Source organism: Tessaracoccus lubricantis (assembly GCF_039544535.1).
Taxonomy (GTDB): Bacteria; Actinomycetota; Actinomycetes; order Propionibacteriales; family Propionibacteriaceae; genus Arachnia; species Arachnia lubricantis.
Window position 1 is genome coordinate 65,327 of sequence record NZ_BAABLV010000026.1, and the last position, 22,921, is coordinate 88,247.

Consider the following 22,921-nt stretch of genomic DNA (forward strand, 5'->3'; position numbering starts at 1 on the left):
GGTGACCGATTACAAGGTGAGCTATCCGGAACTCAGCAGCGCGGGCGACTCCTTCCAGGGCCTCCACGCGACTGCGCAGGACCAGGTGTCCGCGTTGGACTCGGTGCAGCTGACCCAGGCGGATTTCGGACGCGTCCCGTGGTTGCAGACGCGGATCTTCGAGGCGTTCCAAGACCACACCGCGGAGTGCGGGACCGCGCTCGACGAGCTGGTGGCGGTGCTGCAGCAGACCTCCGACGGCCTCCACCTGTGCGCCGAGTCCTACGAGGCCATCGAGGCCGCGGCCACCGAGGCCATCAACGAGTTCTTCGGGGAGGCATGACGTGAACCAGTACAACAACAGCCTCGACAGCTGGTACCAGCAGTGCCCCGGCCCCGTACGGCAGGTCCTCGAATGGCCGTACGAGAAGACGTCCGAGGCGCTGCGCTGGATCACGGGTGATCCGGACAAGGTTGCCGCCCAGGCGCCCACCTATGACGCCATCGCCCGCCGCGTCGAGCAGCTCGCCGCGGAGGTCGAGTCCACCCGTGCCGGCATCGCGATGTGGGAGGGCCGGGCGCGCGACGCCTTCGACGCCAAGATGCAGCAGCTGAGCCAGAACCTGGAGTCGCTGGCACCGGCCATCTCCCAGACGCAGGAGATCCTCAAGGCCGCCGCCGAGACCAGCGTCAGCTGCGCCAACCTCATCCTCGACATCATCCGCGGGGTCATCGAGTTCCTCGTGTCCTCGCTGGCAGTCGCCGCCGCGCTGGCCGTGTTCACGCTGGGTGCCTCTGCAGTCGCCTGGGTGGCGGCCAACCTCGCGAAGGGCGCCCAGGCCCTGGCCCAGGTCCTGCGCGGCGTCGAGCGGGCGGCCAAGGTGCTGCAGGCACTGGCCCGGACGCTGAAGCAGATCGAGGCGATCATGAAGAAGGTGGCGCAGGTGCTCAAGGCCATCCGCGAGCTCTTCCTGGCCATCGAGAAGGCCAAGAAGGGAGCCGGGCTGGTCGACAAGGCGGTCCTCACCGCGCTGGCCGCACCCATCAAGATCCCGACGAACCTCGCCGGCAACGTCGGGCTCGACGGCGTCAGCGCCGTCACTGGCGTGCCGGGGCTGTCGATGCCGGGCGGTGTCGGCGAGGTGATCAACGCCGGCCAGGACGCCACGGACGCCGTCCGTGGTTCCAACGACGCCGTGGGCGCCGCCCGCTGACGCTGGAGCCGGCGCCGGTCAGATGTTCGTGACGATCGGCGCGGCCTGGTAGGGGTTCGTCGTCTCGTCACCCTCGGCGTCGAGGATCAGCGTCTCGAGCGCCGGGTCACCCTTGGAGATCCGCCGGGCCGACAGTGGCAGTTCCGCGAGCGACTCCTGGTGGCGGCGACGCGCGTCGTCGAGAGTGGCCGTGTACACCAGCTCACCGCCGCGGTAGATGGGCACCAACAGCTCGCGGTCGTTGCCGTCATTGGCCGGGGGAGTGCCCAGGCCGATGACCTCGGTCTCGGCGCGCCCGTCGGCGCCGAGGCGGCGCATGGCGAACTTGCGGCCGCCCAGGGTGTTCTTGCCCTTCGACTTCTTGCCCACCGGCACCCATGGGGCGTCGGGCTCCTCGGACTCGGCACGGGCGACGAGCTTGTAGACGAAGCCACAGGTGGGGTGGCCGGAACCCGTAACCAGGGACGTGCCGACGCCGTAGCCGTCGACGGGCGAGCCCTGCAGCAGGGCGATCTGCCACTCGTCGAGGTCGGAGGTGACCATGATCTTCGTGCTGGTGGCGCCCAGGTCGTCGAGGAGGTCGCGTGCCTGACGGGCCATGATGGCGAGGTCGCCCGAGGCGAGGCGGATCGCGCCCAGCCTGCCGTCGGTCAGCTCGACGCCCAGGCGGATGGCGGCCTCGACGTCGTAGGTGTCCACCAGCAGCGTCGTGTTCTCGCCGAGCGCGGCGATCTGGGCGCGGAACGCGTCCTCCTCCGTGTCGTGCAGCAGCGTGAACGAGTGCGCGGCTGTGCCGATCGTCGGGATGCCGTAGGTGCGCCCGGCCTCGAGGTTCGACGTCGACGTGAAGCCCGCCACGTAGGCGGCGCGGGCAGCGGCGACGGCGGAGCGTTCCTGCGTGCGGCGTGCGCCCATCTCGACGCAGGAGCGGCCCCCATCCATGGCGGTCATGCGGGAGGCGGCCGCGGCGATGGCTGAGTCGTGGTTGTAGATGCTGAGCAGCACCGTCTCCAGGATGCACGCCTCGGCGAACGTGCCCTCGACCGACAGGACGGGCGAGCCGGGGAAGTAGACCTCGCCCTCCGGGTAGCCCCAGATGTCGCCGGTGAAGCGGTAGTTGGCAAGGTATTCCGCCAGCTCGTCGTGGATGATGTCGTTCGTGAGGAGGAAGGCGATCTCCTCGTCGCCGAAGCGGAAGTTGTCGATCGCCTCGATGGCTCGGCCCAGTCCGGCGACGACGCCGTAGCGGCGGCCCTCAGGCAGCCGACGGGTGAACAGGTCGAACAGGCTGCGCCGCTGAGCGGTGCCGGCCTTCATCGCGGCCTGCACCATCGTCAGCTCGTAATGATCGGTCAGCAGGGCTGTGGTCATGCGCTTCAGCGTAGTGGCAGAGTAGGGGCCATGAGCCAAGCACCAGCAGGAGGGGTTGAGGTCGTCGAGCAACCCGTGGAGACGTTGGAGAATGCGTCGCCGTGGGTCACCATCGTGTGGGACGACCCGGTCAACCTGATGAGCTACGTCACCTACGTCTTCCAGGAGTACTTCAAGTACCCCCTGGAGAAGGCTGAGGAGCTCATGCTGCGCGTGCACCACGAGGGCAAGGCGGTGGTCTCCACCGGCAACCGTGAGGCGATGGAGCGCGACGTGCTCGCGATGCAGGCCTACAACCTGTGGGCCACGATGGAGCAGTCGTGACCCTGCAACCCGAGGACATCGTCTGGGAGTTCGACGGCGCGGACGGCCGCGACAAGGGCCTGGCCGCGATGGTGAAGTTCTATGTCCAGCACCTCCGTGAACTGCTGCCGCCCGAGACCGGGGACGCGTTCGAGCAGATCGTCGCCGACATGGCCGACGACCCCACCAACCGCATGCTCGCCAACCCGCGCCTCGCGCGCCTGTTCCCTGCGGCGCTGTCGGCGGCCAAGGACGCCGACGAGTTCTGGCGCGACTCGATCCATTCGCAGACGCGGGCACGGATCGAGGCGGCCGGCGTCGTGGCAGCCAACCTCGACGCCTACCAGGACTACATCCCGGTGCGGCTGGCGGATGTCGACGCGTGGGCGAAGACCATCGGCGCCCTGCGGCTGTTCTGGTGGGCTGAACTGGCCGGCACCGAGCGGCTCGCCATGCCCACGTCGGCGGTCCTGTCGTCGAACCCCGAGCTGGCAGACCTCGTGGAGTGGCTCGGCTACATCCTGGAAGACCTCATCGACTCCAGGGAGCGGTGCCTGCGCACGGGGTCGAGCTACGACCCGGACGACTTCGACCCACTCGACGACCCGGACGTTTAGGATCGTCGGCAGGGGAAAGCCACCAACGCCCCCCGTGCCCGGCAGACGCGAGGCTGCGCGCCGGCCCACGGAAGTGACACCGGTGAAGGACACCCATGTCAAACCACACCCACCAGTCCCTGCACACCATGGGACAGCAGCAGGACCGTCGCAGCTGGGCAGAGCCCTACCGCATCAAGATGGTCGAGCCGCTGCACATGACCACCCGTGAGGAGCGGGAACAGGCGCTCGCCGAGGCGGGCTTCAACACCTTCCTGTTGCGTTCGCGCGACGTCTACATCGACCTGCTGACCGACTCCGGCACCAACGCCATGAGCGACAGGCAGTGGGCCGGCATCATGCTCGGCGACGAGGCCTACGCGGGCAGCGAGAACTTCTACCGGCTCGAGGAGACGGTGCGCGAATGCTACGGCTGGAAGTACCTCGTGCCCACCCATCAAGGCCGCGGCGCGGAGAACCTGCTCTCCCAGAGCCTCATCACGCCGGGCAGCCACGTGCCGGGCAACATGTACTTCACGACGACGCGGTTCCACCAGGAGCACGCGGGCGCGACCTTCCACGACGTCATCATCGACGAGGCGCACGACTCGCACTCGCTGCACCCGTTCAAGGGCAACGTCGACATCGACAAGCTCGCGGCCCTCATCGACGAGGTGGGCGCCGACAGGATCCCCTACGTCTGCGTCGCCGCCACCGTCAACATGGCCGGGGGCCAGCCGATCTCCATGGCGAACCTGCGCGCCGTCCGGGAGCTGACCAGCCGGCACGGCATCCCCATCTACCTGGACGCCACCCGGGCGATGGAGAACGCATTGTTCATCCAGGAACGCGAGGAGGGGTACGCCGGCGAGCCGATCACCGACATCCTGCGGGAGTTCTGCTCCTACAGCGACGGCGCCACCATGTCCGGCAAGAAGGACCCGCTGGTCAACATCGGCGGCTGGCTCAGCACCAACGACCGCGACCTGTACGAGGAGGCCCGCAACCTCGTGGTCGTCTACGAGGGGCTCCACACCTACGGCGGCATGGCCGGCCGCGACATGGAGGCAATGGCCATCGGCATCCGCGAGGCCCTGGACGACGACTACATGAAGAGCCGCGTGGGCCAGGTCCGCTACCTGGGCATGTTGCTGGAGCAGTGGGGGATCCCGTTCGTCAAGCCGGTCGGTGGGCACGCGATCTTCCTCGACGCGCGTGACTTCTACCCGCACCTCGACCAGGACCAGTACCCGGCCCAGACCCTGGCGGCCGAGCTGTACCTGGAGTCGGGCATCCGCTCGATGGAGCGAGGCATCGTCTCCGCCGGTCGCGACGCGGTGACGGGGGAGAACCACCGGCCCAAGCTCGAGCTGACCCGGCTGACCATCCCGCGGCGGGTCTACACCCAGGCGCACATGGACGTGGTGGCCGAATCGGTCAAGGCCTGCTTCGACCACCGCGACTCCGTGCGAGGCTTGAAGATGGTCTACGAGCCGCGCTACCTGCGCTTCTTCCAGGCCCGCTTCGAACCCCTCACAGCCTGAGCTTCGTGTCCGGGCCGGCGCGCCGGCCGGTGACGACCCTTCGGCTACGTGGGTGTGCGGGCCTCGCGCATATGGCGAGGCCCGCACGCCTGCATAGCTGGGAGTCCGGATCAGCGGGGGACGGGTGGCTGGAGATGCTTGCGGGTGGCAACGCGCCCGGTCAGGAACCGCATGGTCCGGTCCCATGTGTTCCAGATGTGTCCGTAGGTGAGCCTGTCGGTGTCGTACCCCAACTCCCGTGCCGTCAGGACCCGCTCTCCATCCACCTCTTGGGCGGAGCTGGACGAGTGGTGGGCGTGGCTGTCGGCCTCGATGATCCACGAGTTGCCCACGAGCAGGTCGACATGGCCGACCCCGGGGATGTGTGCCTGCGGCTTCACTGGCACGTTGTGCCGCTGGAACCACAGCCTGATCCTGGTCTCCGACCCGGACTGTGCCCCGGGCATGAAGTGCTGCAGCCTGCGCTGTTGCCGGGCAGGAGCGGCAGCGATGAGTGAGCGGATGTCCGCCTCCGACAGCAGCTTGAGGTTGAGCGCCGACTCCATCACGATCAAGGCAGTCTCGGGGTCATGCCGCTGCAACACCTGGCTGAGGCACTCCTCCAAGGGCGTCACGGCGGTCGGACAGGAGACGGACGCTCTGTGAAACTCCACGCCCGGCTTCGTGCCGGGCCGCCGCGTGCCGGGATTCAAGAGGACGTGCAGGCTGGGGTCGGGCGGCACCCAGAGCCCGTGTGCCTTGCACCCACTGAGACAGCCCAGCCTGCCGCCCAACCTCACGGCGCGGATCGCGTCGCTGTTCGCCAGCGGGCCCTGCGCGTACCAACCGCGTCCGAGCCGTGTCAGGCGTTCGCTGACTGCGAGCTCCTTGATCTCGTCCTCGGTCATCCCGCCGTCACGCAGCTCATGGATGGAGTACACGCCGAATTCGTCCATGCCCTTGAGGCTCCCATCCGAGGGGTGCCTCCCCGCACACGAGAACCCGCCTGTGGAAAACTTCGTGACCCGGCGCGCGCATCCACGGCAGACCCATACCCTGAAGGTGGCTCAGGGGCTGAAGCGTGTGGCCCAAGGCAAGAGGATGCAATTCTTCGACTACGGGGATGTGCGGGGCTCGCGTATGTGGCGAGGCCCGCGCGCCCACATAGCTGGGGGATCCAGCCCGAGGGGCCAAACTGAGGCTCGTCGGGTCCCACCGGCTAGACTCACGGCTCGTGACCAACCAGATCGACCTGCCCATCGGCGTCTTCGACTCCGGATTCGGCGGTCTCACGGTGATGCGGTCCCTGGTCGATCAGTTGCCCAACGAAGATTTCGTGTACCTCGGCGACACCGCACGGGCCCCGTACGGCCCCCGGTCCATCGCCGAGGTGCGCAAGTTCGCCCTCCAGGGCCTCGACCACCTCGTCGAACGCGGGGTCAAGGCGCTGGTGATCGCGTGCAACTCAGCGTCCTCGGCGGTGCTGCGCGATGCCCGCGAACGCTACGACGTACCTATCACCGAGGTGGTGCTCCCCGCCGCGAGCCGCGCGGTCGCCGCCACGCGCAACGGCCGCGTCGGTGTCGTCGCCACGCAGTCGACGGTGAACTCCCGCTCGTACGAGGACGCCTTCGCGATCGCACCCCACATCACGCTGACCCCGCAGGCCTGCCCGCGCTTCGTGGAGTTCGTGGAGGCCGGCGTCACCGGCGGCGACGAACTGCTGGGCATCGCAGAGGACTACCTCGCCTCCATCAAGAAGGCCCAGGTCGACACCCTCATCCTCGGCTGCACCCACTACCCGCTGCTCCAGGGCCTCATCGGCTACGTGCTGGGCACCGGCGTGACGCTGGTCTCGTCTGCAGAGGCGTGCGCGCAGTCCACGTACTCGCAGCTGACGCAGGCCGGCCTCCTGCACCACCAGCCCCGTGAGGCGGAACGCGTGTTCCTCACCACGGGCGACGCCCACGACTTCCAGGGAATCGGGCGTAGATTGTTGGGTGGCTTCGTCACGGATGCCACCACCGTCGTCATCGACCACCACTGAGACCACCACCGAGGAGAACCCCCATGTGCATGAAGGTCACCTGTGACAAGTGCGGCAAGCCGACGTGGCAGGGCTGCGGCGCCCACATCGAGGACGCGCTCGGCGACGTCCCCACCCCCGAACGCTGCGCCTGCCCCCGCTGACCCCCGAACCCTGAGCCTGGCCGGGCGACGACGTCGCCGGACAGGTCAAGGTGCCATCCAGACCCGTCCCGCTAAGTTGGAGCCCATGACTGTCACCCGCATCGACGGCCGCAACCCCGATCAGCTGCGCGAGGTGCGCATCACCCGCAACTGGCTCGACCACGCCGAAGGTTCCGTGCTCGTCGAGTTCGGCCGCACCCGTGTCCTCGTGGCCGCCTCCGTCACGGTGGGCGTCCCCCGCTGGCGCGCCGGTTCCGGCCTCGGCTGGGTGACCGCGGAGTACGCCATGTTGCCGCGCGCCACCCACACCCGCTCCGACCGCGAATCCATCCGCGGCAAGGTCGGTGGCCGCACCCACGAGATCTCCCGCCTGATCGGCCGCTCGCTGCGCGCCGTCGTCGACTACAAGGCGCTCGGCGAGAACACCATCGTCCTCGACTGCGACGTGCTGCAGGCCGACGGCGGCACCCGCACGGCGGCCATCACCGGCGCCTACGTCGCGTTGGCGGACGCGGTCGAGCACCTGCGCGGGCTCCGCGCGCTCAGCGGTGAACCCCTCACCGATTCCGTGGCGGCGGTCTCCGTCGGCTTCAACTCCGCAGGCACCGCGCTGCTGGACCTCTGTTACGACGAGGACGTCGCCGCCGAGACCGACATGAACATCGTGATGACCGGCTCCGGCAAGTTCATCGAGGTGCAGGGCACCGCCGAGGGCGCGCCGTTCAGCCGGGACGAGCTGGGCGCACTCATCGACCTGGGCACCGTCGGCTGCGCGGAGCTGACCCGCATCCAGCGCGAGGCCCTCGCGTGACGCGGCCCGGCTCGCTGGTGCTGGCCACCAACAACCCCAAGAAGCTGCGCGAACTGCGGCGCATCTTCGAGGCGGCCGGCCTCGACATCCGGGTGCTCGGCCTCGGCGACTTCGACCGCTATCCGGAGCCCGAGGAGACCGAGCGCACGTTCGAGGGCAACGCGTTCCTCAAGGCAGAGGCCGCCATGCGGGCGACGGGGCTGCTCGCCGTCGCAGACGACTCCGGCCTGGAGGTGGACGAGCTCAACGGCATGCCAGGGGTCCGCTCCGCCCGCTGGGCCGGCCCCGCCTGCGACGACGAGGACAACAACGCGCTCCTGCTCGCCCAGCTCGACGGCGTGCCCGCCGAGCGCCGCACCGCCCGGTTCGTGTGCGCCTTGGCCATGGTGGCGCCAGACGGCGAACGCCGCGTGTGGCACGGCCGCATGCCCGGCCGGATCACCGACCAGCCCGCCGGCGACAACGGCTTCGGCTACGACCCGCTGTTCGTGCCCGCCGGGATGACCATGACCTCGGGGGAGCTGACCGCTCAGGAGAAGGACTCGATCTCGCACCGCGGCATCGCCGTGCGCGCGTTCGTCGACTACCTGCGGGGGCTCGCCTGACATGCGCCAGTACCACGACCTCCTGCGGCACGTCATGGACACCGGCGTCGACAAGTCGGACCGCACCGGCACCGGCACCCGCTCCGTGTTCGGCTACCAGATGCGCTTCGACCTGCGCGAGGGCTTCCCGCTGCTGACCACCAAGAAGGTGCACACCCGCTCCGTCTTCGGCGAACTCCTGTGGTTCCTGCGCGGCGACACCAACATCGGGTGGCTGCACGACAACCGCATCACCATCTGGGACGAGTGGGCCGACGCCGACGGCAACCTCGGGCCCGTCTACGGCTACCAGTGGCGGTCCTGGCCCACGCCCGACGGCCAGCACGTCGACCAGCTCGCCCGGGTCATCGAGTCCCTGAAGCACAACCCCGATTCGCGCCGCCACATCGTGTCGGCGTGGAACGTCGCGGACGTCGACGACATGGCGCTGCCGCCGTGCCACACGATGTTCCAGTTCTACGTCGCGCCCGCAGACGACGGCGGGCCGGGGCTCCTGAGCTGCCAGCTGTACCAGCGCTCGGCCGACGTGTTCCTCGGCGTGCCGTTCAACATCGCGTCCTACGCCCTGCTGACGCACCTCGTCGCGCAGGTGACGGGGCTGCGGGTGGGGGAGTTCGTCCACACGTTCGGCGATGCGCACATCTACTCCAACCACTTCGAGCAGGTGGCCGAGCAGCTCTCGCGCGAGTTCCGGCCCCTGCCCACGTTGCGGCTCAACCCGGACGTGCGCGAGATCGACGCGTTCGAGCTGGCCGACATCGAGGTGGAGGGCTACGACCCGCATCCCGCCATCAAGGCACCCATCGCCGTCTGAGGCAGCGCTGGGCTACCCTTCTCGCATGAGTGAACTGCGCGCCCACTTCCCCGAGCGCGACGCCTACCTCGACAGGCTGGCGCAGCACTACGCCGACGGCCTGCTGGACGACGCCGGCTTCGAGGCCCGTCGCGACATGCTGCTGAGGGCCACCACGCACGGCGAGATGCTGCGCGCCTTCGACGGGCTCCCGCAGCCCCGCTACCGCGACGGAGGTCGCCGCCCCGGCGTCGGGCGGCGGGGCCTCCTGATCGCCGGCCTCGGCGTGGCCGCCGTGGTGGCTGCCGGGGGCATCGCCGCAGGCGTGTACGGCGCCCGGACGCCCATGATGAGCGGCCCCATGACGGAAGAGGCCTGGCAGGAGCCGGTGCCTGTGGCTCCGCAGCCCGAGCCCATCGATGTCGGGGCGCTGGAGGAGACGTTCTTCACGTTGCAGGAGCGGGGGCTGACCCTCGTGGGCGAGTTCGCCGTCGACATCACCGGGGTGTCGGGGACGGCCATGTCGCCGTCGGCGCCGGGGCAGCTGCGCGAGTTCTCCAAGAAGACTGCCCGGCCCCTCGTCGTGGCGGAGGCCACCCCTGGCGAGGTGCCGCCGACCGTGGACCTGGAGGCGCTGCACGCCGCCGTGCTCGAGGGGATGAGTCGCGCACCCATGGACCTGGGCGGCGACGGCTACGCGGACCGCATGGAGCTGGTGTTCACGCAGCTCGGTACCCCGACGGTGAAGGTGACGGTGCTGACCAACGATCCCGCGAGCGCGGCGGAGTTGGGCACCGCGCAGTACGACATGGACGGCAACCTGATGGCGCTGGAGGAGAACCGGTGAGAATCGTGGCGATCGCGGCCGTGGCCGACAACGGGGTCATCGGCTCCGGCGACGACATGCTGTGGCACATCCCCCCGGACTTCCGCCGGTTCAAGGCCGTCACCAGCGGCAACACGCTGATCTTCGGGCGGAGGACGCACGAGCAGATCGGCCGTACGCTGCCGGGCCGGCGGGTCATCGTCGTGACGCGCGACACCGACTGGTCCGACGACGGGGTGGAGGTGGCGCACTCGATCACCGAGGCGCTCGACCTGGCGGCCGAGACGCCGGAGAAGACCTGCTACATCGGCGGCGGCAGCGAGATCTACGCAGCCGCCTGGCCGTACCTCACCGAGCTCGACATCACGCACGTGCACCAGGAGCCCGAGGGCGCGGCGAAGTTCCCGTTGATCTCCCGCAGCGAGTGGACCGAGATCAGCCGAGAGGTGCACCAGGGCTACGACTTCGCCCAGTACCGTCCCACCCCGGCGGCCGACGCCTGAGCCGGTCGCGCATGCGACGCATCCTCCACCTCGACCTCGACGCGTTCTTCGCGGCGGTCGAGCAGCGCGACAAGCCGTCACTGAGGGGCAAGCCCGTCGTCGTGGGCGGCTCCGGGCCGCGCGGGGTGGTGGCGACGGCGAGCTACGAGGCCAGGAAGTTCGGTGTCCGCTCGGCGATGTCGGGCACCGAGGCCAAGCGTCGCGCGTCCCACGCCGCGTTCCTGGGGGGCCGGTTCGGCGCGTACCGGGAGTCGTCGCAGGTGGTGATGGGGCTGCTGCGTGAGGTGTCGCCGCTGGTGGAGCCGCTCAGCCTGGATGAGGCGTTCGTCGACCTCGAGCCCAGCGGATGGGCCGACGGTGAACTCGCCGAGCGCGTCGAGTGGCTGCGGGGGGAACTGGAGCGGCGCACGGAGGGGTTGACCGCCTCGGTCGGCGTCGGCTCCGTGAAGTTCCTCGCGAAGCTGGCCAGCGAGGCGGCCAAGCCCAACGGCTACCGCATCCTGCGGCCGGAGGAGGAACTCGAGTTCATCGCCCCGATGCCGGTGCGGGCCATCCCCGGCGTGGGGCCGGCGACGGAGCAGCGGCTCGTGGGCATCGGGTTGTACACCGTCGAGGACCTCCGGGGCGCAGACCGCAGGGAGCTGGTGCGCGAGTTGGGGCACGCGGCGGGGGAGGGCCTGGCCGAGCTGGCGTGGGGCCGCGACCCGCGGAGGGTGGAGCCCAGGCGCGACCCGAAGTCCATCTCCACCGAGGACACGTTCGCCGTCGACCTCACCGACCGTGCCCAGCTGGAGCAGATCCTGCGCCGTGACTCCGCCGATGTCGCCCGACGGCTGGCCAAGGCCGGTTTCTTCGCGCGCACGGTCACCATCAAGGTGCGGTTCGGCGACTTCACCACCCGGACGATCGCACGCAGCCTCGGCGGCGCCACCGCCGACGGCGATGAGATCGCGGCCGAGGGCATCGCGCTGCTGACGGAGGTCGACGTGCGCGCCGGCGTGCGGTTGCTGGGCATCGGGGTGTCGAACTTCGTGACCGCCGCGCAGGAGAAGCTCTTCGACGACCCGGGCCCCGGCTGGTCGTCGGTCCAGGAGCGGACCGTGTCGACCGAGGAGCCGGCGGCGGTCGACGACGTGCCGCTCAGCGGGGTGCGTGGGACCGGCGGCTACTTCCCGGGCGCCGACGTCGAGCACGACGAGCACGGCCGCGGCTGGGTGTGGGGTTCGGGGCTGGGGCGGGTGACGGTGCGGTTCGAGTCGCGCCACAGCGGGCCGGGCAGGATCGCGACGTTCGCCGTCGACGACCCCGCCCTGCACCCAGCCGACCCCGAGCCGCTCAGCCCGCGTCGCTGACGTTGACCGACCATTCGACGCCGAACTTGTCGGTCAGGTCTCCGTAGTGGTCGCCCCACATCTGCTTCTCCAACGGCGTGCCGACGGTGCCGCCCTCGGCGAGCGCATCGAACCAGCGGCGGCCGGCCTCGGGGTCGTCGCCCCAGAGGCAGACGGTGACGTTGCCCTTCTCCTGCGGCGAGTCGTTCGTGGGGGAGTCGGCAGCCATCAGCGTGAAGCCCTCGGCGTCGAGCTGGCCGTGCATGATCTTGTTGTCCAACTCGGGTGCGGAGTTGAAGTCGGCGAACGGCATCGTGGTCAGTTCGCCGCCGAAGACCGAGTGGTAGAACTCGAGCGCGGCGGTCGCCTCGCCGTTGAAGACGATGTAGGGGCTCATCCGGAGCATGGTGGTTCCTTTCGTCGGGACACCAACGCTACGGCGGCAGGGGCGCACCCGGTGAGGGTCGCGGAAGGTAGCCTCGACTCATGTCGAAGAGGATGTTCACCGCGGTGCTGCCGCCACGTGAGGTGGTGCAGGAGTTGGACGGCTACGTCGCCCCGCGCCGTGAGGCGGACCGCGAGCTGCGCTGGACCCGCCCCGAGGGATGGCACCTCACGACGTCGTTCATGGGGCACGTCGCCGTCGGCCGCGACGAGTACCTGGAGGACAACCTGGGGGAGGTCGCGGCCAGGACGCGGCCGTTCGAGGTGCGCATCGGTGGCGGGATCTCGTTCCCGCACCCGGCGAAGGCGCGCATCATCGGCCTGGGCGTCCCCGTAGGGCACGAGGAGTTGGCGGCGCTGTCCTTCCACTGCCGCTCGGCCGCGTCACGGGCGGGCGTGGAGGTCGATGGCAGCAGGTTCGTCGGACACCTGACCCTCGCACGGCACAACAGGGGGGTGCAGGCCACCCGGTGGCTCACCGTGCTGGACTCGTTCCCCGGCTGGTCGTGGACGGCCGACGAACTGGTGCTCATCGAGTCGCGCAACACGGGGTTCGGCTTCGGCTACGAGGTCACCGCGCGCTTCCGGCTGGGTGAGCCGGTCGTCGATCCGTACGCGTGAAGCGGCTAGAATCGGTCCGCTCGCGCAAGTGGTGGAATTGGTAGACACGCAGGATTTAGGTTCCTGTGCCTTCGGGCGTGAGGGTTCAAGTCCCTTCTTGCGTACCGTGTGATGTCTCAGGACATCGGGATAGAACCCGCGTCCTGAGGGGTTCAGGCTTCCCTTCCCCCTCCAGCCCTTCGACCAGCCGCGGGCGGCTGGCTCAGGGAACCGCTCCTTCTTGCGTACTCAGCACACGGTCGGCAGGCTCGGCCTCGGTGATCGGGCCCGCGGTCTTCCCGCGACGCTTCAATCTCTTCTCCAACTGCTGCGCGAAGCTGGTCACCACCAGGTTCAGCGCGATGAACAGCAACGCGCCCACCACGAACGTGACGGTCAGGTTGCCGAACCGGTTGCCCATCTGGCGCACCCGGTTGAGCAGTTCGGGGTACAGGATGATGTAGCCCAACGCCGTGTCCTTGAGCACGACGACGAGCTGGCTCACCAGGGTGGGCATCATCGCCGTCAGCGCCTGCGGCACCAGGATCATCCGCCGCGTCTGGCTCGACGTCAGGCCGATCGACAGGCCAGCCTCACGCTGCCCCGCGGGAAGCGACGCGACGCCGTTGCGCACCACCTCGGCGATCACCGCGCCGTTGTAGGCCGTCAGGCCCACGACGACTGCGGTGAAGCTGAGGCTGGGGCCGGTGATGTCGGTGTTGTACGTCAGCAGGTAGAAGACGAACAGCATCATGATCAGCACCGGCACGGCGCGGAAGAACTCGACGACCACTGCAGAGACCCAGCGCAGCGGCGCCAGCTCCGACATGCGGCCCATCGCGAACATCAGGCCGAAGACGAAGGCCAGCGCCATGCTGATGGCGGCGGCCACCACCGTCTGCCGGATGCCGGGCAGGAAGTACTGCACCCAGGCCTCCGCGGTGAACACCGGGGCCCAGCGGTTGAGAGTGATCTGGCCTGCGTCCCAGAGGGTCACCAGCACCCAGCCGGCGATGCCGAAGATGATGAGGGCGCCCACGACGGCGTAGATGAGGTGACGACGACGCGTGCGCGGGCCGGGCGCGTCGAACAGGGCGGCGGTGGTGCTCATCGCTTCACCGCCAACTTCTGCGACAGCCAGCTGGTGAGCAGGCCCATCGGCAGGGTGAGCACCACGAAGGTGACGGCCACCAGGCCGAAGATCAGGATGATGACGTCGGAGCGGAACTCGATCATGCGCGCCATGGAGTGCGACACCTGGGCCACACCGATGGCCGTGACCACCGTCGTGTTCTTCGTCAGGGCGATCAGCACGTTGCCCAGCGGCGTGATGGCGCCCCGCAGGGCCTGCGGCAGGATGATCATGCGCAGGTTCTGCGCGAAGGTCAGGCCGATGGAGCGGGCCGCCTCTGCCTGCCCGACAGGGATGGTGTTGACGCCGCTGCGCAGCGCCTCGCACACGAAGGCCGCGTGGTAGACCGCCAGCGCCAGGATGGCCAGGCGGATGTTGGTGTCCACGATGTAGGTGGCCGACTCGCGCGAGGCCAGCTGCAGGCCGAGCTGGTTCCACAGCACGAGGTTCGCGGCGATCACGATCAGGGTCAGGGGCGTGTTGCGGAAAGCGGTCACGTAGACGGTGCCGGCGAACTGCAGCGCGCGCACGGGGGAGAGCCGCATGATGGCGACGATGGTGCCGAGCACGAACGCGAACAGCGCGCCCCACAGCGTGAGCCACAGGGTGAGGCCGACGGCCCCCAGGAAGTCGAAGCGTTCAATGAGTTCCAGCACGGGCACCTCCTTGCCAGGTGTCGGATGGGTGGGCGCGACGGAGGCCCGGGGCCCCCGTCGCGCCGTGGGTCAGTGCGTCACGACTCGCAGTGGCCGCCCGGCTCGGCCGGGTTGGTCTCCGGGTTGGGCGTGTAGTTCGCCGGGCCGAGGTTGTCCTGGATGGCCTGGTCGATCGTGCCCTCGTCGAACAGCTCCACCAGCGCCTCGTTGATCTTCTCGCAGAGGTCGCTCTCCTTGGCCACGCCGATGCCGTAGAACTCTTCGCTGAACGGTGCCCCGACGACGCGGAACTGGCCGGCCCACTGCTCCTGCGCGGCGTAGCCGGCGAGGATCGAGTCATCCGTCGTCAGCGCGTCGACACTGCCAGAGGCCAAGGCGTCCACGCAGGAGGAGTACGTGTCGTACTCCTGCAGCTGCACGCCGGGGTAATCCTCGGCGACCCGCTCCGCAGGAGTGGAGCCGGAGACGGAACACAGGATCTTGCCCTCGAGGTCTTCGGGCCCGTTGATCGAGTCGTCTTCGGCCTTCACGAGCAGGTCCTGGCCTGCCACGAGGTAGGGGCCGGCGAACTGCACGCGCTCCTTGCGGCTGTCGGTGATGGAGTAGGTGGCGACGATGAAGTCGACGGTGCCCGCCTCCAGCATGGTCTCGCGCTGCGGCGACGGCGACTCGATCCACTCGATCTGGTCCTCGGAGTAGCCGAGCTTCTCGGCGACCGCCTTGGCCACGTCGACGTCGAAGCCCGACATCGTGCCGCCCTCCTGCAGGCCCAGGCCCGGCTGGTCGAACTTGGTGCCGATCTTGATGCTGTCGCCGTCGGCCCCGTCGCCGGTGCCGTTGCCGTCGCCCCCGCAGGCGGTGAGGGCGAGCGCTGCGGCGGCCGCGAGGGCCGCGATTCGGTAAGTGGTCCTACGCATGGATCTCTCTCCTTTGAAAGGTGGGTACGTGGGGCAGGGTTCTCAGTGTGTGAGGATCTTGCCGAGGAAGTCCTTGGCTCGGGTTGACTGGGGGTTGGTGAAGAATTCCTCCGGGGTGTTCTCCTCTACGATCGCGCCGTCCGACATGAAGACGACCCTGTCGGCGGCCTTGCGTGCGAAGCCCATCTCGTGGGTCACGACGATCATCGTCATGCCTGAGTGGGCAAGGGTGGTCATGACGTCGAGGACCTCGTTGATCATCTCCGGGTCCAGCGCCGAGGTGGGCTCGTCGAAGAGCATCACGGTGGGGTCCATGGCCAGCGACCTGGCGATGGCGACGCGCTGCTGCTGGCCGCCGGACAGCTGCGCCGGGTACTTGTGTGCCTGGTGGTCGACGCCCACGCGCTTGAGCAGTTCCATGGCCCGCTCCTTCGCGGCGGCCGGCTTCAGCCCACGGACCTTGATGGGGCCCATCGTCACGTTGTCGAGGATCGTCTTGTGGTGGAACAGGTTGAAGCTCTGGAACACCATGCCCACGTCCGCCCGCAGCTTCGCGAGTGCCTTGCCCTCCTTGGGCAGCTCAGTGCCGTGAATGGTGATCGACCCTGATTCGAACGTCTCGAGGCGGTTGATCGTGCGGCACAGCGTCGACTTGCCGGACCCTGAGGGCCCGATGACCACGACGACTTCGCCCTCACGCACCGTGAGGTTGATGTCCTTGAGCACGTGCAGATCCCCGAAGTGCTTGTTGACGCCGCTCAGCACGACGAGCGGCTGGCCGAGCGCCGAGGAACGTGTCGCGGTGGTCTCCGTCATGTGGTGAAACTAGTTGCATCGGGGTCCATAGGGTAGTGGCCCCGATGAATGTAACGGGATCGTGATCTTTCGGGCCCGCAGTCCCAGGGCCCCTTGTGAGGCCTCCCACGAGCCCAGTCGCAGGCGAGGCGCGGCTGTGGATGCGCTGTGAGCCCGGCGCCACCCCCGGCGACGTCTACGGCGCGTCGGATCCGCTGGAGTACCTGAGGGCCCTCGGCCTGGACATCTGAGCACCCGTCAGCCACCAGTGCGGGCCCCGCGAGATGCGGGGCCCGCACTTCGCTGTCGTCCGCGCCCCGCGGCGGGCCCGGGTCAGCCCACCCAGCGCTCGCCGACTGCGACGGCGTTCAGGGTGCCGGCAGAGAGCGTGGCCAGCGCCACGTCCAGCTCCTCCTCGTGCCCAGCGCCGACGGCGACGTGGATGTGCGCCCTGTCGGACCACTCCACCCCGTCGACCACCACAGCCTCGCCCGACGGCAGCACGAGGCCGCGCAACTGGTCCTCCACGGCCCCGGCCTGGGCGAAGTCGACGTCGACCCGCAGCACGCGGCACAGCCTGACGGTGCGGATGCCGGCCGCCTCGACGGCCTGGGCCACGGCGTCGGAATAGGCCCTAACCAGGCCGCCGGCGCCGAGCTTGATGCCGCCGAAGTAGCGGGTGACCACGGCGACGACGTCTGTCAGCGCGTTCTTCTGCAGCACCTGCAGCATGGGGATGCCCGCCGTGCCGGCGGGTTCGCCGTCGTCGGAGCTGCGCGCGGTGCGGGCGTCCGGGCCGAGCACGAAGGCGGAGCAGTTGTGCCGGGCGTCGAAGAAGGCGGCCCGACGCTCTTCGATGACCGCGCGTGCCGCGTCCTCCGTGGTCACCCGTCGCAGGCGGGTGATGAAGCGCGAGCGCTTGATCTCGAGCTCGACGTCGACGCCGTGCCCGGGCGCGGCGTCGATGGTGAGGAAGTGGTCAGACACCCAGTTCGCGGCGCAGCTTCGCCACGTGGCCGGTGGCCTTCACGTTGTACTGCGCCACCCGCACCAGGCCGTTGCCCTCGTCGTCGACGTCGATGACGAACGTGGAGCGCAGCACGCCCTCGATCTCCTTGCCGTACAGCTTGCGCAGGCCGTAGGCACCGTAGAGGTTGTGCACCCGCTTCTCCGGATCTGCCAAGAGCGTGAACTCGATGTCGGAGTTGGCCTTGAACTTCGCGAGGCGCTCCACGTCGTCGGGCGAGCAGCCCAGGACGGTGTAGCCGGCGTCCTGGAACGCGTGCACCGCGGCCGAGAAGTCGACGGCCTGCGTGGTGCAGCCCGGCGTCATGGCGGCGGGGTAGAAGTACAGGATGACCGAGCCGCCCTTGAAGTCGCTGAGCGAGACCTCGTTGCCCTCGGCGTCGGGCAGCGTGAAATCGGGCGCGGGCGTACCGGTGGTCAAACGTGCGGTCATGGCCGCCATGATAGTGGGGCGCGACGGCTGCGGTTCCCGGGTCTTCTGGCGTGAACGCCGGTGGGTCAATAGGCTGGGGCGCAGGCAACCTATCGAGGAGCACTCGTATGAGCACCCGTTCAGTCGATGAGATCCGAGTCGATCTCGCCGCCAACCGCGCGAAGTTGGCCAACGCCACCTCCGAGGCCGTCGAGTCGATGAAGCCGAAGAACATCGCCAAGGAATCGGTGGCCCAGGTCAAGCAGTTCGCCAAGACCGAGTTCGAGGCCGCCACCACGTCGTTCAAGGATGAGCACGGCGCGTGGCGCACCGACAGGCTGTTGATGATCGGCGGCGCCGTCGTCGGCGCAGTGGTGTTCTTCATGGCCGTGTCCTCGGTGGCCAACCGCCGCACGCTGGCCTCGCAGGCGCGCCGGGCGATCGAGAAGTGAGCGAGACCAGCCTGGCCATCCGGATGCTGCACGACCGGGTGCTGGTCGATGTCGACGCGGTGGCGGGCGAACGCCGCAGCGGCGGCGGCATCCTCATCCCCGCCACGGTCCAGATGGGCCGCAGGCTCACGTGGGCCAAGGTGGTGGCCATTGGCCCCAACGTGCGCTCCGTGGAGGTCGAGGACCGCGTCCTGTTCGACCCGGAGGACCGCGCCGAGGTGGAACTCCAGGCCCGCACCTACGTGCTGATGCGCGAACGCGACATCCACGCCGTCGCCTCCACCGAGGAGGCCGACGGTGGCACCGGCCTCTACCTGTAACTGCCCGCTGCGCGGCGGCGGCCCCCTAGGCTGGGGCGCAGGAGGTGCCCATGACCCACGATGAGCGCCGCGCCCACAAGCCGGGCGAGCGGGAAGAGCCACGCCTCGAACGGATCGGCGACGTGTGGCGCATCCGCTCCGTGGAGGCGGCGCGCCAGGTGTTGCGCGCGCGGCATGCCACCACGCAGGCCGGCTTCACGGCGGAGTACGTCCCGAAGGGCGTGCTCAAGCACCACCCCATCCTCATGTCGGACGGCCCGCTGCACGACGAGCAACGCGCCAAGGTGGGCCGCTTCTTCGCGCCGAAGGTGGTCCGCGAGCGCCACGGTGACCGCATCGCGGAGGCCGCCCACCGGCACGTCGACTCCCTGTCCGGGGAGGTGGCCCTGGACGCCGTGGCGCTCCTGTACAGCGTCGAGGTGACGTCGGCGATCGTGGGGCTGACCGAGTCGCCGACGGAGCGGATGGCACCCCGGCTCGTCTCGTTCTTCCGGCAGCCCCCGTTCGACATCACCCGCAAGGATCTCGGCCGAAGCAGCCGCCAGTGGATGCAGGCCGCCTGGCGGGGGCTGGTCCCCGTGGCCAGGTTCTACTGGGCGGACGTGCGTCCGGCGGTGCGCCGCCGTCGCCGGGAACGTCAGGGCGACGTGATCAGCCACCTCCTCGACGAGGGCTACACGTCTGCCGACATCCTCGTCGAGTGCGTCACCTACGGCACCGCCGGCATGGTCACCACGCGGGAGTTCATCACCATGGCCGCGTGGCACCTGCTCACCACGCCGGAGCTGAAGGATCGCTACCTCGTGGCGGGGCGCACCGAGCGCCATGCGATGCTCAACGAGATCATCCGCTTGGAGCCTGTCGTCGGCCACCTGTACCGGCGGGCGCAGGAACGGATCGAGATCACCGACGGCGCGCAGGGTGCCACCATCGAGCCCGGCCAACTCATTGACGTGTGCGTCCGGCAGGTCAATGCCGATCCCCTGGCCGTGGGGGAGGAGCCGCTCGGACTACGGCCCGGCCGGACGCTGCCGCCGGGCGTCGACGCGTCCGTCATGACCTTCGGGGACGGCGCGCACCGCTGCCCCGGGCAGCCCCTGGCCATCCAGGAGACCGACGAGCTCCTCACCCGCCTCCTGGCGCGCAACCCGCGAGTCCTCCGCGAGCCGGAGATCTCCTGGGACGACCTCATCGAGGGCTACGTCCTGCGCGGCCTCAAACTCCTTGTATAAAGTTTGTCCAACCTCTAGGGTGACCCGTGATGCCTGACAGCTACCAGTACTTGACCCTCATGGCCGCGTGCGTGGCCATCACCCTGCCACTCGAGTTCGTCCTGCGCGCCCGGGTCTACCGCCGCCCCGTTCGGCTGGTGCTCGCGATGCTGCCCATGCTGGTGGTCTTCCTCGTCTGGGACGTGGTCGGGATCCTGCGAGACCACTGGACCTACAGTGAGCGCTTCACCACCGGCATCATGCTGGGGGTGGTCCCGCTGGAGGAACTCGTGTTCTTCCTGGTCATCCCCATCTGCGGGCTGCTCACCTACGAGGGAGTCGGCCACGTCCTGTCCCGCTGGAGGAGGAGCGACGATGCCTGAGTACACCGTCCTCACGGTCGTCGGCGTCCTTGCCGTCGTCGCGGTCGAGGTCCTGTGGCTGCGCACGGGGCTGTTCCGCACGGCCCAATACTGGATCTCCATGGCGATCATCTTCTTCTTCCAGGGCTGGGTCGACGGCTGGCTCACCAAGCTGTCGGATCCGATCGTCATCTACAACCCGGAGCACCACGCGGGAGTGCGGTTCCCCTGGGACATCCCGATCGAGGACTTCGGGTTCGGGTGGGCAATGCTGACCCTGACCATGCTCGTGTGGGTCGCGCTCGGCAGGCGGGAGGGCGAGGGCGCATGAACACCGCTGCAGCCTTCGACAGGGGCGCACGCCGCTACGACCTGATGGTCGGCCTGAACCCCGGCTACCACCGAGAACTGGCCCGCGCCGCCGACGCCCTCACCTCCCGGCTGGGTCGTGAGCCCCAGGCGCTGCTCGACCTCGCGTGTGGCTCCGGCGCCTCGACCCGCGCCCTGGTCGACGCCGCCCCCGAGGGCTCCTACGTGCTGGGGCTCGACGCATCGCCCGGCATGCTGGGACGCGCCCGGGCCAAGAACTGGCCGCAGCAGGTGCGGTTCGAGCGGGCCACCGTCGGCGAACTGAACCTCGACCGGTGGACGCGCGGATCGTTCGACGGCGCGCTGGCGTGCTACCTGTTCCGCAACGTCCCTGCGGAGCGCCGCGACCACGCGATCGCCGAAGTGTTCGAACTGCTGCGCCCCGGCGGGTGGTTGTGCTGCCAGGAGTACTCCGTGGCGGGCAACCCCGCCGCCCAGCGCGTCTGGGGAGCAGTCGCCCATGGGGCCATCATCCCGCTCGGCGTGGTGATCGACCGCAACCCCGGCCTCTACCGGTACCTGTACCGCAGCGTCGTGGAGTTCGACTCGGTCACCACCTTTGCGGATCGGCTCGCCGCCGCCGGCTTCGTCGACGTCGCACACCGCACCGCATCAGGGTGGCAGCAGGGAGTGCTGCACACGTTCATCGCCCGCAAGCCAGAGGAGTCGTCGTGAACCAATTCCCGGGACGGGACAGGAAGGCAGTGCGCCATCCGGGGGCGCCGGGAGCACACCGCGTCGAGGGCGACAGGCACGCGTTGGTCGTGGGCGGTGGCATCGCGGGGCTCGCGGCCGCGGCCGGGCTCGCGGAGCGCGGGGTACGGGTCACGCTGTTCGAGGCCGGCGAAAGGCTCGGCGGCCGGGTCGCTGCGTGGCCGCTGGAGGACGGGCGCACGATGAGCCGTGGCTTCCACGCGTTCTTCCGGCAGTACTACAACCTGCGCCGACTGCTGCGCCGCATCGACGTGGACCTGTCGTTCCTGACGCCCATCGACGACTACCCGTTGCAGCGTCCCGACGGGCTGCGGGACTCGTTCACCGGCCTGGCGAAGACTCCGCCGTGGTCGGTGCTGCAGTTCGTCGGCCGCAGCCCCGCGTTCACGCTCAAGGGGCTGGCGGGAGTCAACGTGCCCGCGGCGCTCGAGCTGCTGCGGGTCCGCTTCCCGGAGACCTACCACCGCTACGACGGCGAGTCCGCCGCCCAGTTCCTCGATCGGCTGCGCTTCCCCGATGGGGCGCGTGACCTCGCGCTCGAGGTGTTTGCCCGCTCATTCTTCGCGGATCCGCGCGAGTTCGGGGCGGGGGAGCTGGTCGCGATGTTCCACACCTACTTCCTCGGTTCCGCCGAGGGCCTGCTCTTCGACGTGCCGGACGACGACTACGACACCGCCCTGTGGGCTCCGCTGGGCCAGCGGCTGCGGGGGCTCGGCGTCGATCTCCGGCTGGGCACCGCCGTCGACGCCATCGAGGTACAGGACGGCGGCGCGGCGGTGCTGACCGACGATGCCCGCGTGGAGGGTGATGCGGTGGTCCTGGCCGCCGATCCCCGTGCAGCCAGGGGGCTCGCCGAGGGCATCGACGGCGACCATCTCGCGGGTTGGCGGGCGGCCGTCGCAGAGACCTACAATGCGCCGCCGTTCGCCGTCGTGCGGCTATGGCTGGATCGGCAAGTGGAGGCCTCCCGGCCGGCCTTCCTGGGCACTTCGGGCTATGGACCGCTCGACAACGTGAGCGTGCTCGAGCGCTTCGAGGAGGGTGCCGCCACCTGGGCCGACGCCCACGGCGGCTCAGTCGTCGAACTCCACGCGTATGCGTGTGATCCCGCCGTGGTGCGCGACCAGGCGGCGGCCGACGAGGTGGTGCGCCAGCTGGAGGCCGAACTGCGCCGGGTGTATCCCGAGACGGCAGACGCACGGGTGCTCGGGCGCGAGGTGCTCATCCGCGACGACTGCACGCTCATCGGTCCGTCCGGCTGGCCAGGGCGACCCGGCGTCACCACGCCGGACGACCGGCTGGTGCTGGCGGGTGATTGGTTGCGGTGCGACTATCCCGTGGCCCTCATGGAGCGCGCCGCGACGACGGGCTTCCTGGCCGCGAACGCCCTCCTCGACGGGTGGGGCGCCGCAGGCCACGACATCTGGACGGTTCCGATGCGTGGCCTGCTCGCCCGCCGCTAGCGC

At 69.3% G+C, this 22,921-nt stretch carries 29 protein-coding genes and 1 tRNA gene; 21 read left to right on the forward strand and 9 right to left on the reverse strand.

Annotated elements, in window-relative coordinates; all coding sequences use genetic code 11:
- Nucleotide 1: 1 nt before the first annotated feature.
- Together ABEA30_RS08325 and ABEA30_RS08330 are read left to right on the forward strand one after the other, a co-directional pair.
- Nucleotides 2–322: a hypothetical protein gene (locus ABEA30_RS08325; protein ID WP_345581788.1), complete on the forward strand. Its 321-nt coding sequence runs from the start codon at nucleotides 2–4 to the stop codon at nucleotides 320–322.
- 1 nt (nucleotide 323) lies between these two features.
- Nucleotides 324–1,193, forward strand: coding sequence for a WXG100 family type VII secretion target (locus tag ABEA30_RS08330; protein ID WP_345581790.1), 870 nt, complete (start codon nucleotides 324–326; stop codon nucleotides 1,191–1,193).
- Between the two features lie 18 nt (nucleotides 1,194–1,211).
- Here the strand turns inward: ABEA30_RS08330 and ABEA30_RS08335 are convergent, their stop codons facing one another.
- On the reverse strand, nucleotides 1,212–2,573 hold the full coding sequence (locus ABEA30_RS08335) for a nicotinate phosphoribosyltransferase (RefSeq protein WP_345581927.1): 1,362 nt from the start codon (nucleotides 2,571–2,573) through the stop codon (nucleotides 1,212–1,214).
- A 21-nt stretch (nucleotides 2,574–2,594) separates the two neighbouring features.
- On the opposite strand from ABEA30_RS08335, the gene clpS reads away from it, so the two are divergent.
- The 3 genes from clpS (at nucleotide 2,595) to ABEA30_RS08350 (ending at nucleotide 5,007) form a co-directional block, all read left to right on the forward strand.
- The gene (clpS, locus tag ABEA30_RS08340) at nucleotides 2,595–2,888 is read left to right on the forward strand and encodes an ATP-dependent Clp protease adapter ClpS (protein ID WP_345581792.1); all 294 of its coding nucleotides are present in this window, start codon (nucleotides 2,595–2,597) and stop codon (nucleotides 2,886–2,888) included.
- Nucleotides 2,885–3,484 carry a DUF2017 family protein gene (locus ABEA30_RS08345; protein ID WP_345581794.1) on the forward strand — a complete coding sequence of 200 codons (600 nt, stop codon included), beginning with the start codon at nucleotides 2,885–2,887 and terminating at the stop codon, nucleotides 3,482–3,484. The genes clpS and ABEA30_RS08345 overlap by 4 nt, the downstream gene beginning before the upstream one ends.
- A gap of 95 nt (nucleotides 3,485–3,579) precedes the next feature.
- Nucleotides 3,580–5,007 carry a tyrosine phenol-lyase gene (locus ABEA30_RS08350; protein ID WP_345581796.1) on the forward strand — a complete coding sequence of 476 codons (1,428 nt, stop codon included), beginning with the start codon at nucleotides 3,580–3,582 and terminating at the stop codon, nucleotides 5,005–5,007.
- Between the two features lie 110 nt (nucleotides 5,008–5,117).
- Here ABEA30_RS08350 and ABEA30_RS08355 read toward each other — a convergent pair whose 3' ends face one another.
- On the reverse strand, nucleotides 5,118–5,942 hold the full coding sequence (locus ABEA30_RS08355) for a hypothetical protein (protein WP_345581798.1): 825 nt from the start codon (nucleotides 5,940–5,942) through the stop codon (nucleotides 5,118–5,120).
- A 278-nt stretch (nucleotides 5,943–6,220) separates the two neighbouring features.
- On the opposite strand from ABEA30_RS08355, the gene murI reads away from it, so the two are divergent.
- From murI to ABEA30_RS08390, 7 genes are all read left to right on the forward strand, one after another.
- The gene (murI, locus tag ABEA30_RS08360; protein WP_345581800.1) at nucleotides 6,221–7,033 is read left to right on the forward strand and encodes a glutamate racemase; all 813 of its coding nucleotides are present in this window, start codon (nucleotides 6,221–6,223) and stop codon (nucleotides 7,031–7,033) included.
- 228 nt (nucleotides 7,034–7,261) lie between these two features.
- Nucleotides 7,262–7,987, forward strand: a complete 726-nt coding sequence (gene rph / locus ABEA30_RS08365) for a ribonuclease PH (protein WP_345581802.1) — start codon at nucleotides 7,262–7,264, stop codon at nucleotides 7,985–7,987.
- Entirely contained in the window at nucleotides 7,984–8,592 is a 609-nt protein-coding gene (gene rdgB, locus ABEA30_RS08370; RefSeq protein WP_345581804.1) for an RdgB/HAM1 family non-canonical purine NTP pyrophosphatase, read from the forward strand. The genes rph and rdgB overlap by 4 nt, the downstream gene beginning before the upstream one ends.
- Nucleotide 8,593: 1 nt before the next feature.
- Nucleotides 8,594–9,406, forward strand: coding sequence for a thymidylate synthase (locus ABEA30_RS08375; RefSeq protein ID WP_345581806.1), 813 nt, complete (start codon nucleotides 8,594–8,596; stop codon nucleotides 9,404–9,406).
- Nucleotides 9,407–9,431: 25 nt separating this feature from the next.
- Nucleotides 9,432–10,232, forward strand: coding sequence for a DUF1707 SHOCT-like domain-containing protein (locus tag ABEA30_RS08380; RefSeq protein WP_345581808.1), 801 nt, complete (start codon nucleotides 9,432–9,434; stop codon nucleotides 10,230–10,232).
- A complete protein-coding gene (locus ABEA30_RS08385) occupies nucleotides 10,229–10,714 on the forward strand; it encodes a dihydrofolate reductase (protein ID WP_345581810.1) in 486 nt (161 codons plus the stop codon). The genes ABEA30_RS08380 and ABEA30_RS08385 overlap by 4 nt, the downstream gene beginning before the upstream one ends.
- A gap of 11 nt (nucleotides 10,715–10,725) precedes the next feature.
- Entirely contained in the window at nucleotides 10,726–12,066 is a 1,341-nt protein-coding gene (locus ABEA30_RS08390; RefSeq protein WP_345581812.1) for a DNA polymerase IV, read from the forward strand.
- On the opposite strand, the gene ABEA30_RS08395 is transcribed toward ABEA30_RS08390, so the two are convergent.
- Nucleotides 12,050–12,442, reverse strand: coding sequence for a VOC family protein (locus ABEA30_RS08395; RefSeq protein WP_345581814.1), 393 nt, complete (start codon nucleotides 12,440–12,442; stop codon nucleotides 12,050–12,052). The two genes, ABEA30_RS08390 and ABEA30_RS08395, sit on opposite strands and share 17 nt — an antisense overlap.
- Before the next feature lie 89 nt (nucleotides 12,443–12,531).
- Here ABEA30_RS08395 and thpR point away from each other — a divergent pair, with 89 nt between their 5' ends.
- Nucleotides 12,532–13,110 carry an RNA 2',3'-cyclic phosphodiesterase gene (gene thpR / locus ABEA30_RS08400; RefSeq protein ID WP_345581816.1) on the forward strand — a complete coding sequence of 193 codons (579 nt, stop codon included), beginning with the start codon at nucleotides 12,532–12,534 and terminating at the stop codon, nucleotides 13,108–13,110.
- A gap of 22 nt (nucleotides 13,111–13,132) precedes the next feature.
- Nucleotides 13,133–13,214 (forward strand) — tRNA-Leu (locus ABEA30_RS08405).
- Nucleotides 13,215–13,312: 98 nt separating this feature from the next.
- On the opposite strand, the gene ABEA30_RS08410 is transcribed toward ABEA30_RS08405, so the two are convergent.
- The 6 genes from ABEA30_RS08410 to ABEA30_RS08435 all read right to left on the reverse strand — a co-directional run bounded on the left by ABEA30_RS08410 (nucleotide 13,313) and on the right by ABEA30_RS08435 (nucleotide 18,048).
- Nucleotides 13,313–14,200: an amino acid ABC transporter permease gene (locus ABEA30_RS08410; protein WP_345581818.1), complete on the reverse strand. Its 888-nt coding sequence runs from the start codon at nucleotides 14,198–14,200 to the stop codon at nucleotides 13,313–13,315.
- Entirely contained in the window at nucleotides 14,197–14,877 is a 681-nt protein-coding gene (locus ABEA30_RS08415) for an amino acid ABC transporter permease (RefSeq protein WP_345581820.1), read from the reverse strand. The genes ABEA30_RS08410 and ABEA30_RS08415 overlap by 4 nt, the downstream gene beginning before the upstream one ends.
- Nucleotides 14,878–14,954: 77 nt before the next feature.
- On the reverse strand, nucleotides 14,955–15,794 hold the full coding sequence (locus ABEA30_RS08420) for a glutamate ABC transporter substrate-binding protein (protein ID WP_345581822.1): 840 nt from the start codon (nucleotides 15,792–15,794) through the stop codon (nucleotides 14,955–14,957).
- Between the two features lie 42 nt (nucleotides 15,795–15,836).
- On the reverse strand, nucleotides 15,837–16,610 hold the full coding sequence (locus ABEA30_RS08425; RefSeq protein WP_345581824.1) for an amino acid ABC transporter ATP-binding protein: 774 nt from the start codon (nucleotides 16,608–16,610) through the stop codon (nucleotides 15,837–15,839).
- A 312-nt stretch (nucleotides 16,611–16,922) separates the two neighbouring features.
- Nucleotides 16,923–17,576, reverse strand: coding sequence for a YigZ family protein (locus ABEA30_RS08430; RefSeq protein ID WP_345581826.1), 654 nt, complete (start codon nucleotides 17,574–17,576; stop codon nucleotides 16,923–16,925).
- A complete protein-coding gene (locus ABEA30_RS08435) occupies nucleotides 17,569–18,048 on the reverse strand; it encodes a peroxiredoxin (RefSeq protein WP_345581828.1) in 480 nt (159 codons plus the stop codon). Before ABEA30_RS08435 ends, ABEA30_RS08430 begins: the two co-directional genes overlap by 8 nt.
- A 107-nt stretch (nucleotides 18,049–18,155) precedes the next feature.
- On the opposite strand from ABEA30_RS08435, the gene ABEA30_RS08440 reads away from it, so the two are divergent.
- From ABEA30_RS08440 to ABEA30_RS08470, 7 genes are read left to right on the forward strand one after another with little or no spacing between them, the layout of a single operon-like run.
- A complete protein-coding gene (locus ABEA30_RS08440; RefSeq protein WP_345581830.1) occupies nucleotides 18,156–18,479 on the forward strand; it encodes a DUF3618 domain-containing protein in 324 nt (107 codons plus the stop codon).
- 23 nt (nucleotides 18,480–18,502) lie between these two features.
- On the forward strand, nucleotides 18,503–18,799 hold the full coding sequence (locus ABEA30_RS08445) for a GroES family chaperonin (RefSeq protein WP_345581929.1): 297 nt from the start codon (nucleotides 18,503–18,505) through the stop codon (nucleotides 18,797–18,799).
- A 50-nt stretch (nucleotides 18,800–18,849) separates the two neighbouring features.
- A complete protein-coding gene (locus tag ABEA30_RS08450; RefSeq protein ID WP_345581832.1) occupies nucleotides 18,850–20,031 on the forward strand; it encodes a cytochrome P450 in 1,182 nt (393 codons plus the stop codon).
- A gap of 29 nt (nucleotides 20,032–20,060) precedes the next feature.
- Nucleotides 20,061–20,393, forward strand: coding sequence for a lycopene cyclase domain-containing protein (locus tag ABEA30_RS08455; RefSeq protein ID WP_345581834.1), 333 nt, complete (start codon nucleotides 20,061–20,063; stop codon nucleotides 20,391–20,393).
- Nucleotides 20,386–20,703: a lycopene cyclase domain-containing protein gene (locus tag ABEA30_RS08460; RefSeq protein ID WP_345581836.1), complete on the forward strand. Its 318-nt coding sequence runs from the start codon at nucleotides 20,386–20,388 to the stop codon at nucleotides 20,701–20,703. The genes ABEA30_RS08455 and ABEA30_RS08460 overlap by 8 nt, the downstream gene beginning before the upstream one ends.
- Entirely contained in the window at nucleotides 20,700–21,416 is a 717-nt protein-coding gene (locus tag ABEA30_RS08465) for a class I SAM-dependent methyltransferase (protein ID WP_345581838.1), read from the forward strand. The genes ABEA30_RS08460 and ABEA30_RS08465 overlap by 4 nt, the downstream gene beginning before the upstream one ends.
- Nucleotides 21,413–22,918, forward strand: a complete 1,506-nt coding sequence (locus tag ABEA30_RS08470) for an FAD-dependent oxidoreductase (RefSeq protein ID WP_345581840.1) — start codon at nucleotides 21,413–21,415, stop codon at nucleotides 22,916–22,918. The genes ABEA30_RS08465 and ABEA30_RS08470 overlap by 4 nt, the downstream gene beginning before the upstream one ends.
- Nucleotides 22,919–22,921 lie beyond the last annotated feature (3 nt).

Coding starts and splice junctions, on each gene's coding strand:
- clpS (WP_345581792.1), top strand. CDS start 2,595: ATGAGCCAAGCACCAGCAGGAGGGGTTGAGGTCGTCGAGCAACCCGTG.
- ABEA30_RS08350 (WP_345581796.1), top strand. CDS start 3,580: ATGTCAAACCACACCCACCAGTCCCTGCACACCATGGGACAGCAGCAG.
- ABEA30_RS08355 (WP_345581798.1), bottom strand. CDS start 5,942: ATGGACGAATTCGGCGTGTACTCCATCCATGAGCTGCGTGACGGCGGG.
- rph (WP_345581802.1), top strand. CDS start 7,262: ATGACTGTCACCCGCATCGACGGCCGCAACCCCGATCAGCTGCGCGAG.
- ABEA30_RS08375 (WP_345581806.1), top strand. CDS start 8,594: ATGCGCCAGTACCACGACCTCCTGCGGCACGTCATGGACACCGGCGTC.
- ABEA30_RS08380 (WP_345581808.1), top strand. CDS start 9,432: ATGAGTGAACTGCGCGCCCACTTCCCCGAGCGCGACGCCTACCTCGAC.
- ABEA30_RS08390 (WP_345581812.1), top strand. CDS start 10,726: ATGCGACGCATCCTCCACCTCGACCTCGACGCGTTCTTCGCGGCGGTC.
- ABEA30_RS08395 (WP_345581814.1), bottom strand. CDS start 12,442: ATGAGCCCCTACATCGTCTTCAACGGCGAGGCGACCGCCGCGCTCGAG.
- thpR (WP_345581816.1), top strand. CDS start 12,532: ATGTCGAAGAGGATGTTCACCGCGGTGCTGCCGCCACGTGAGGTGGTG.
- ABEA30_RS08410 (WP_345581818.1), bottom strand. CDS start 14,200: ATGAGCACCACCGCCGCCCTGTTCGACGCGCCCGGCCCGCGCACGCGT.
- ABEA30_RS08420 (WP_345581822.1), bottom strand. CDS start 15,794: ATGCGTAGGACCACTTACCGAATCGCGGCCCTCGCGGCCGCCGCAGCG.
- ABEA30_RS08425 (WP_345581824.1), bottom strand. CDS start 16,610: ATGACGGAGACCACCGCGACACGTTCCTCGGCGCTCGGCCAGCCGCTC.
- ABEA30_RS08435 (WP_345581828.1), bottom strand. CDS start 18,048: ATGACCGCACGTTTGACCACCGGTACGCCCGCGCCCGATTTCACGCTG.
- ABEA30_RS08440 (WP_345581830.1), top strand. CDS start 18,156: ATGAGCACCCGTTCAGTCGATGAGATCCGAGTCGATCTCGCCGCCAAC.
- ABEA30_RS08445 (WP_345581929.1), top strand. CDS start 18,503: ATGCTGCACGACCGGGTGCTGGTCGATGTCGACGCGGTGGCGGGCGAA.
- ABEA30_RS08450 (WP_345581832.1), top strand. CDS start 18,850: ATGACCCACGATGAGCGCCGCGCCCACAAGCCGGGCGAGCGGGAAGAG.
- ABEA30_RS08455 (WP_345581834.1), top strand. CDS start 20,061: ATGCCTGACAGCTACCAGTACTTGACCCTCATGGCCGCGTGCGTGGCC.
- ABEA30_RS08460 (WP_345581836.1), top strand. CDS start 20,386: ATGCCTGAGTACACCGTCCTCACGGTCGTCGGCGTCCTTGCCGTCGTC.
- ABEA30_RS08465 (WP_345581838.1), top strand. CDS start 20,700: ATGAACACCGCTGCAGCCTTCGACAGGGGCGCACGCCGCTACGACCTG.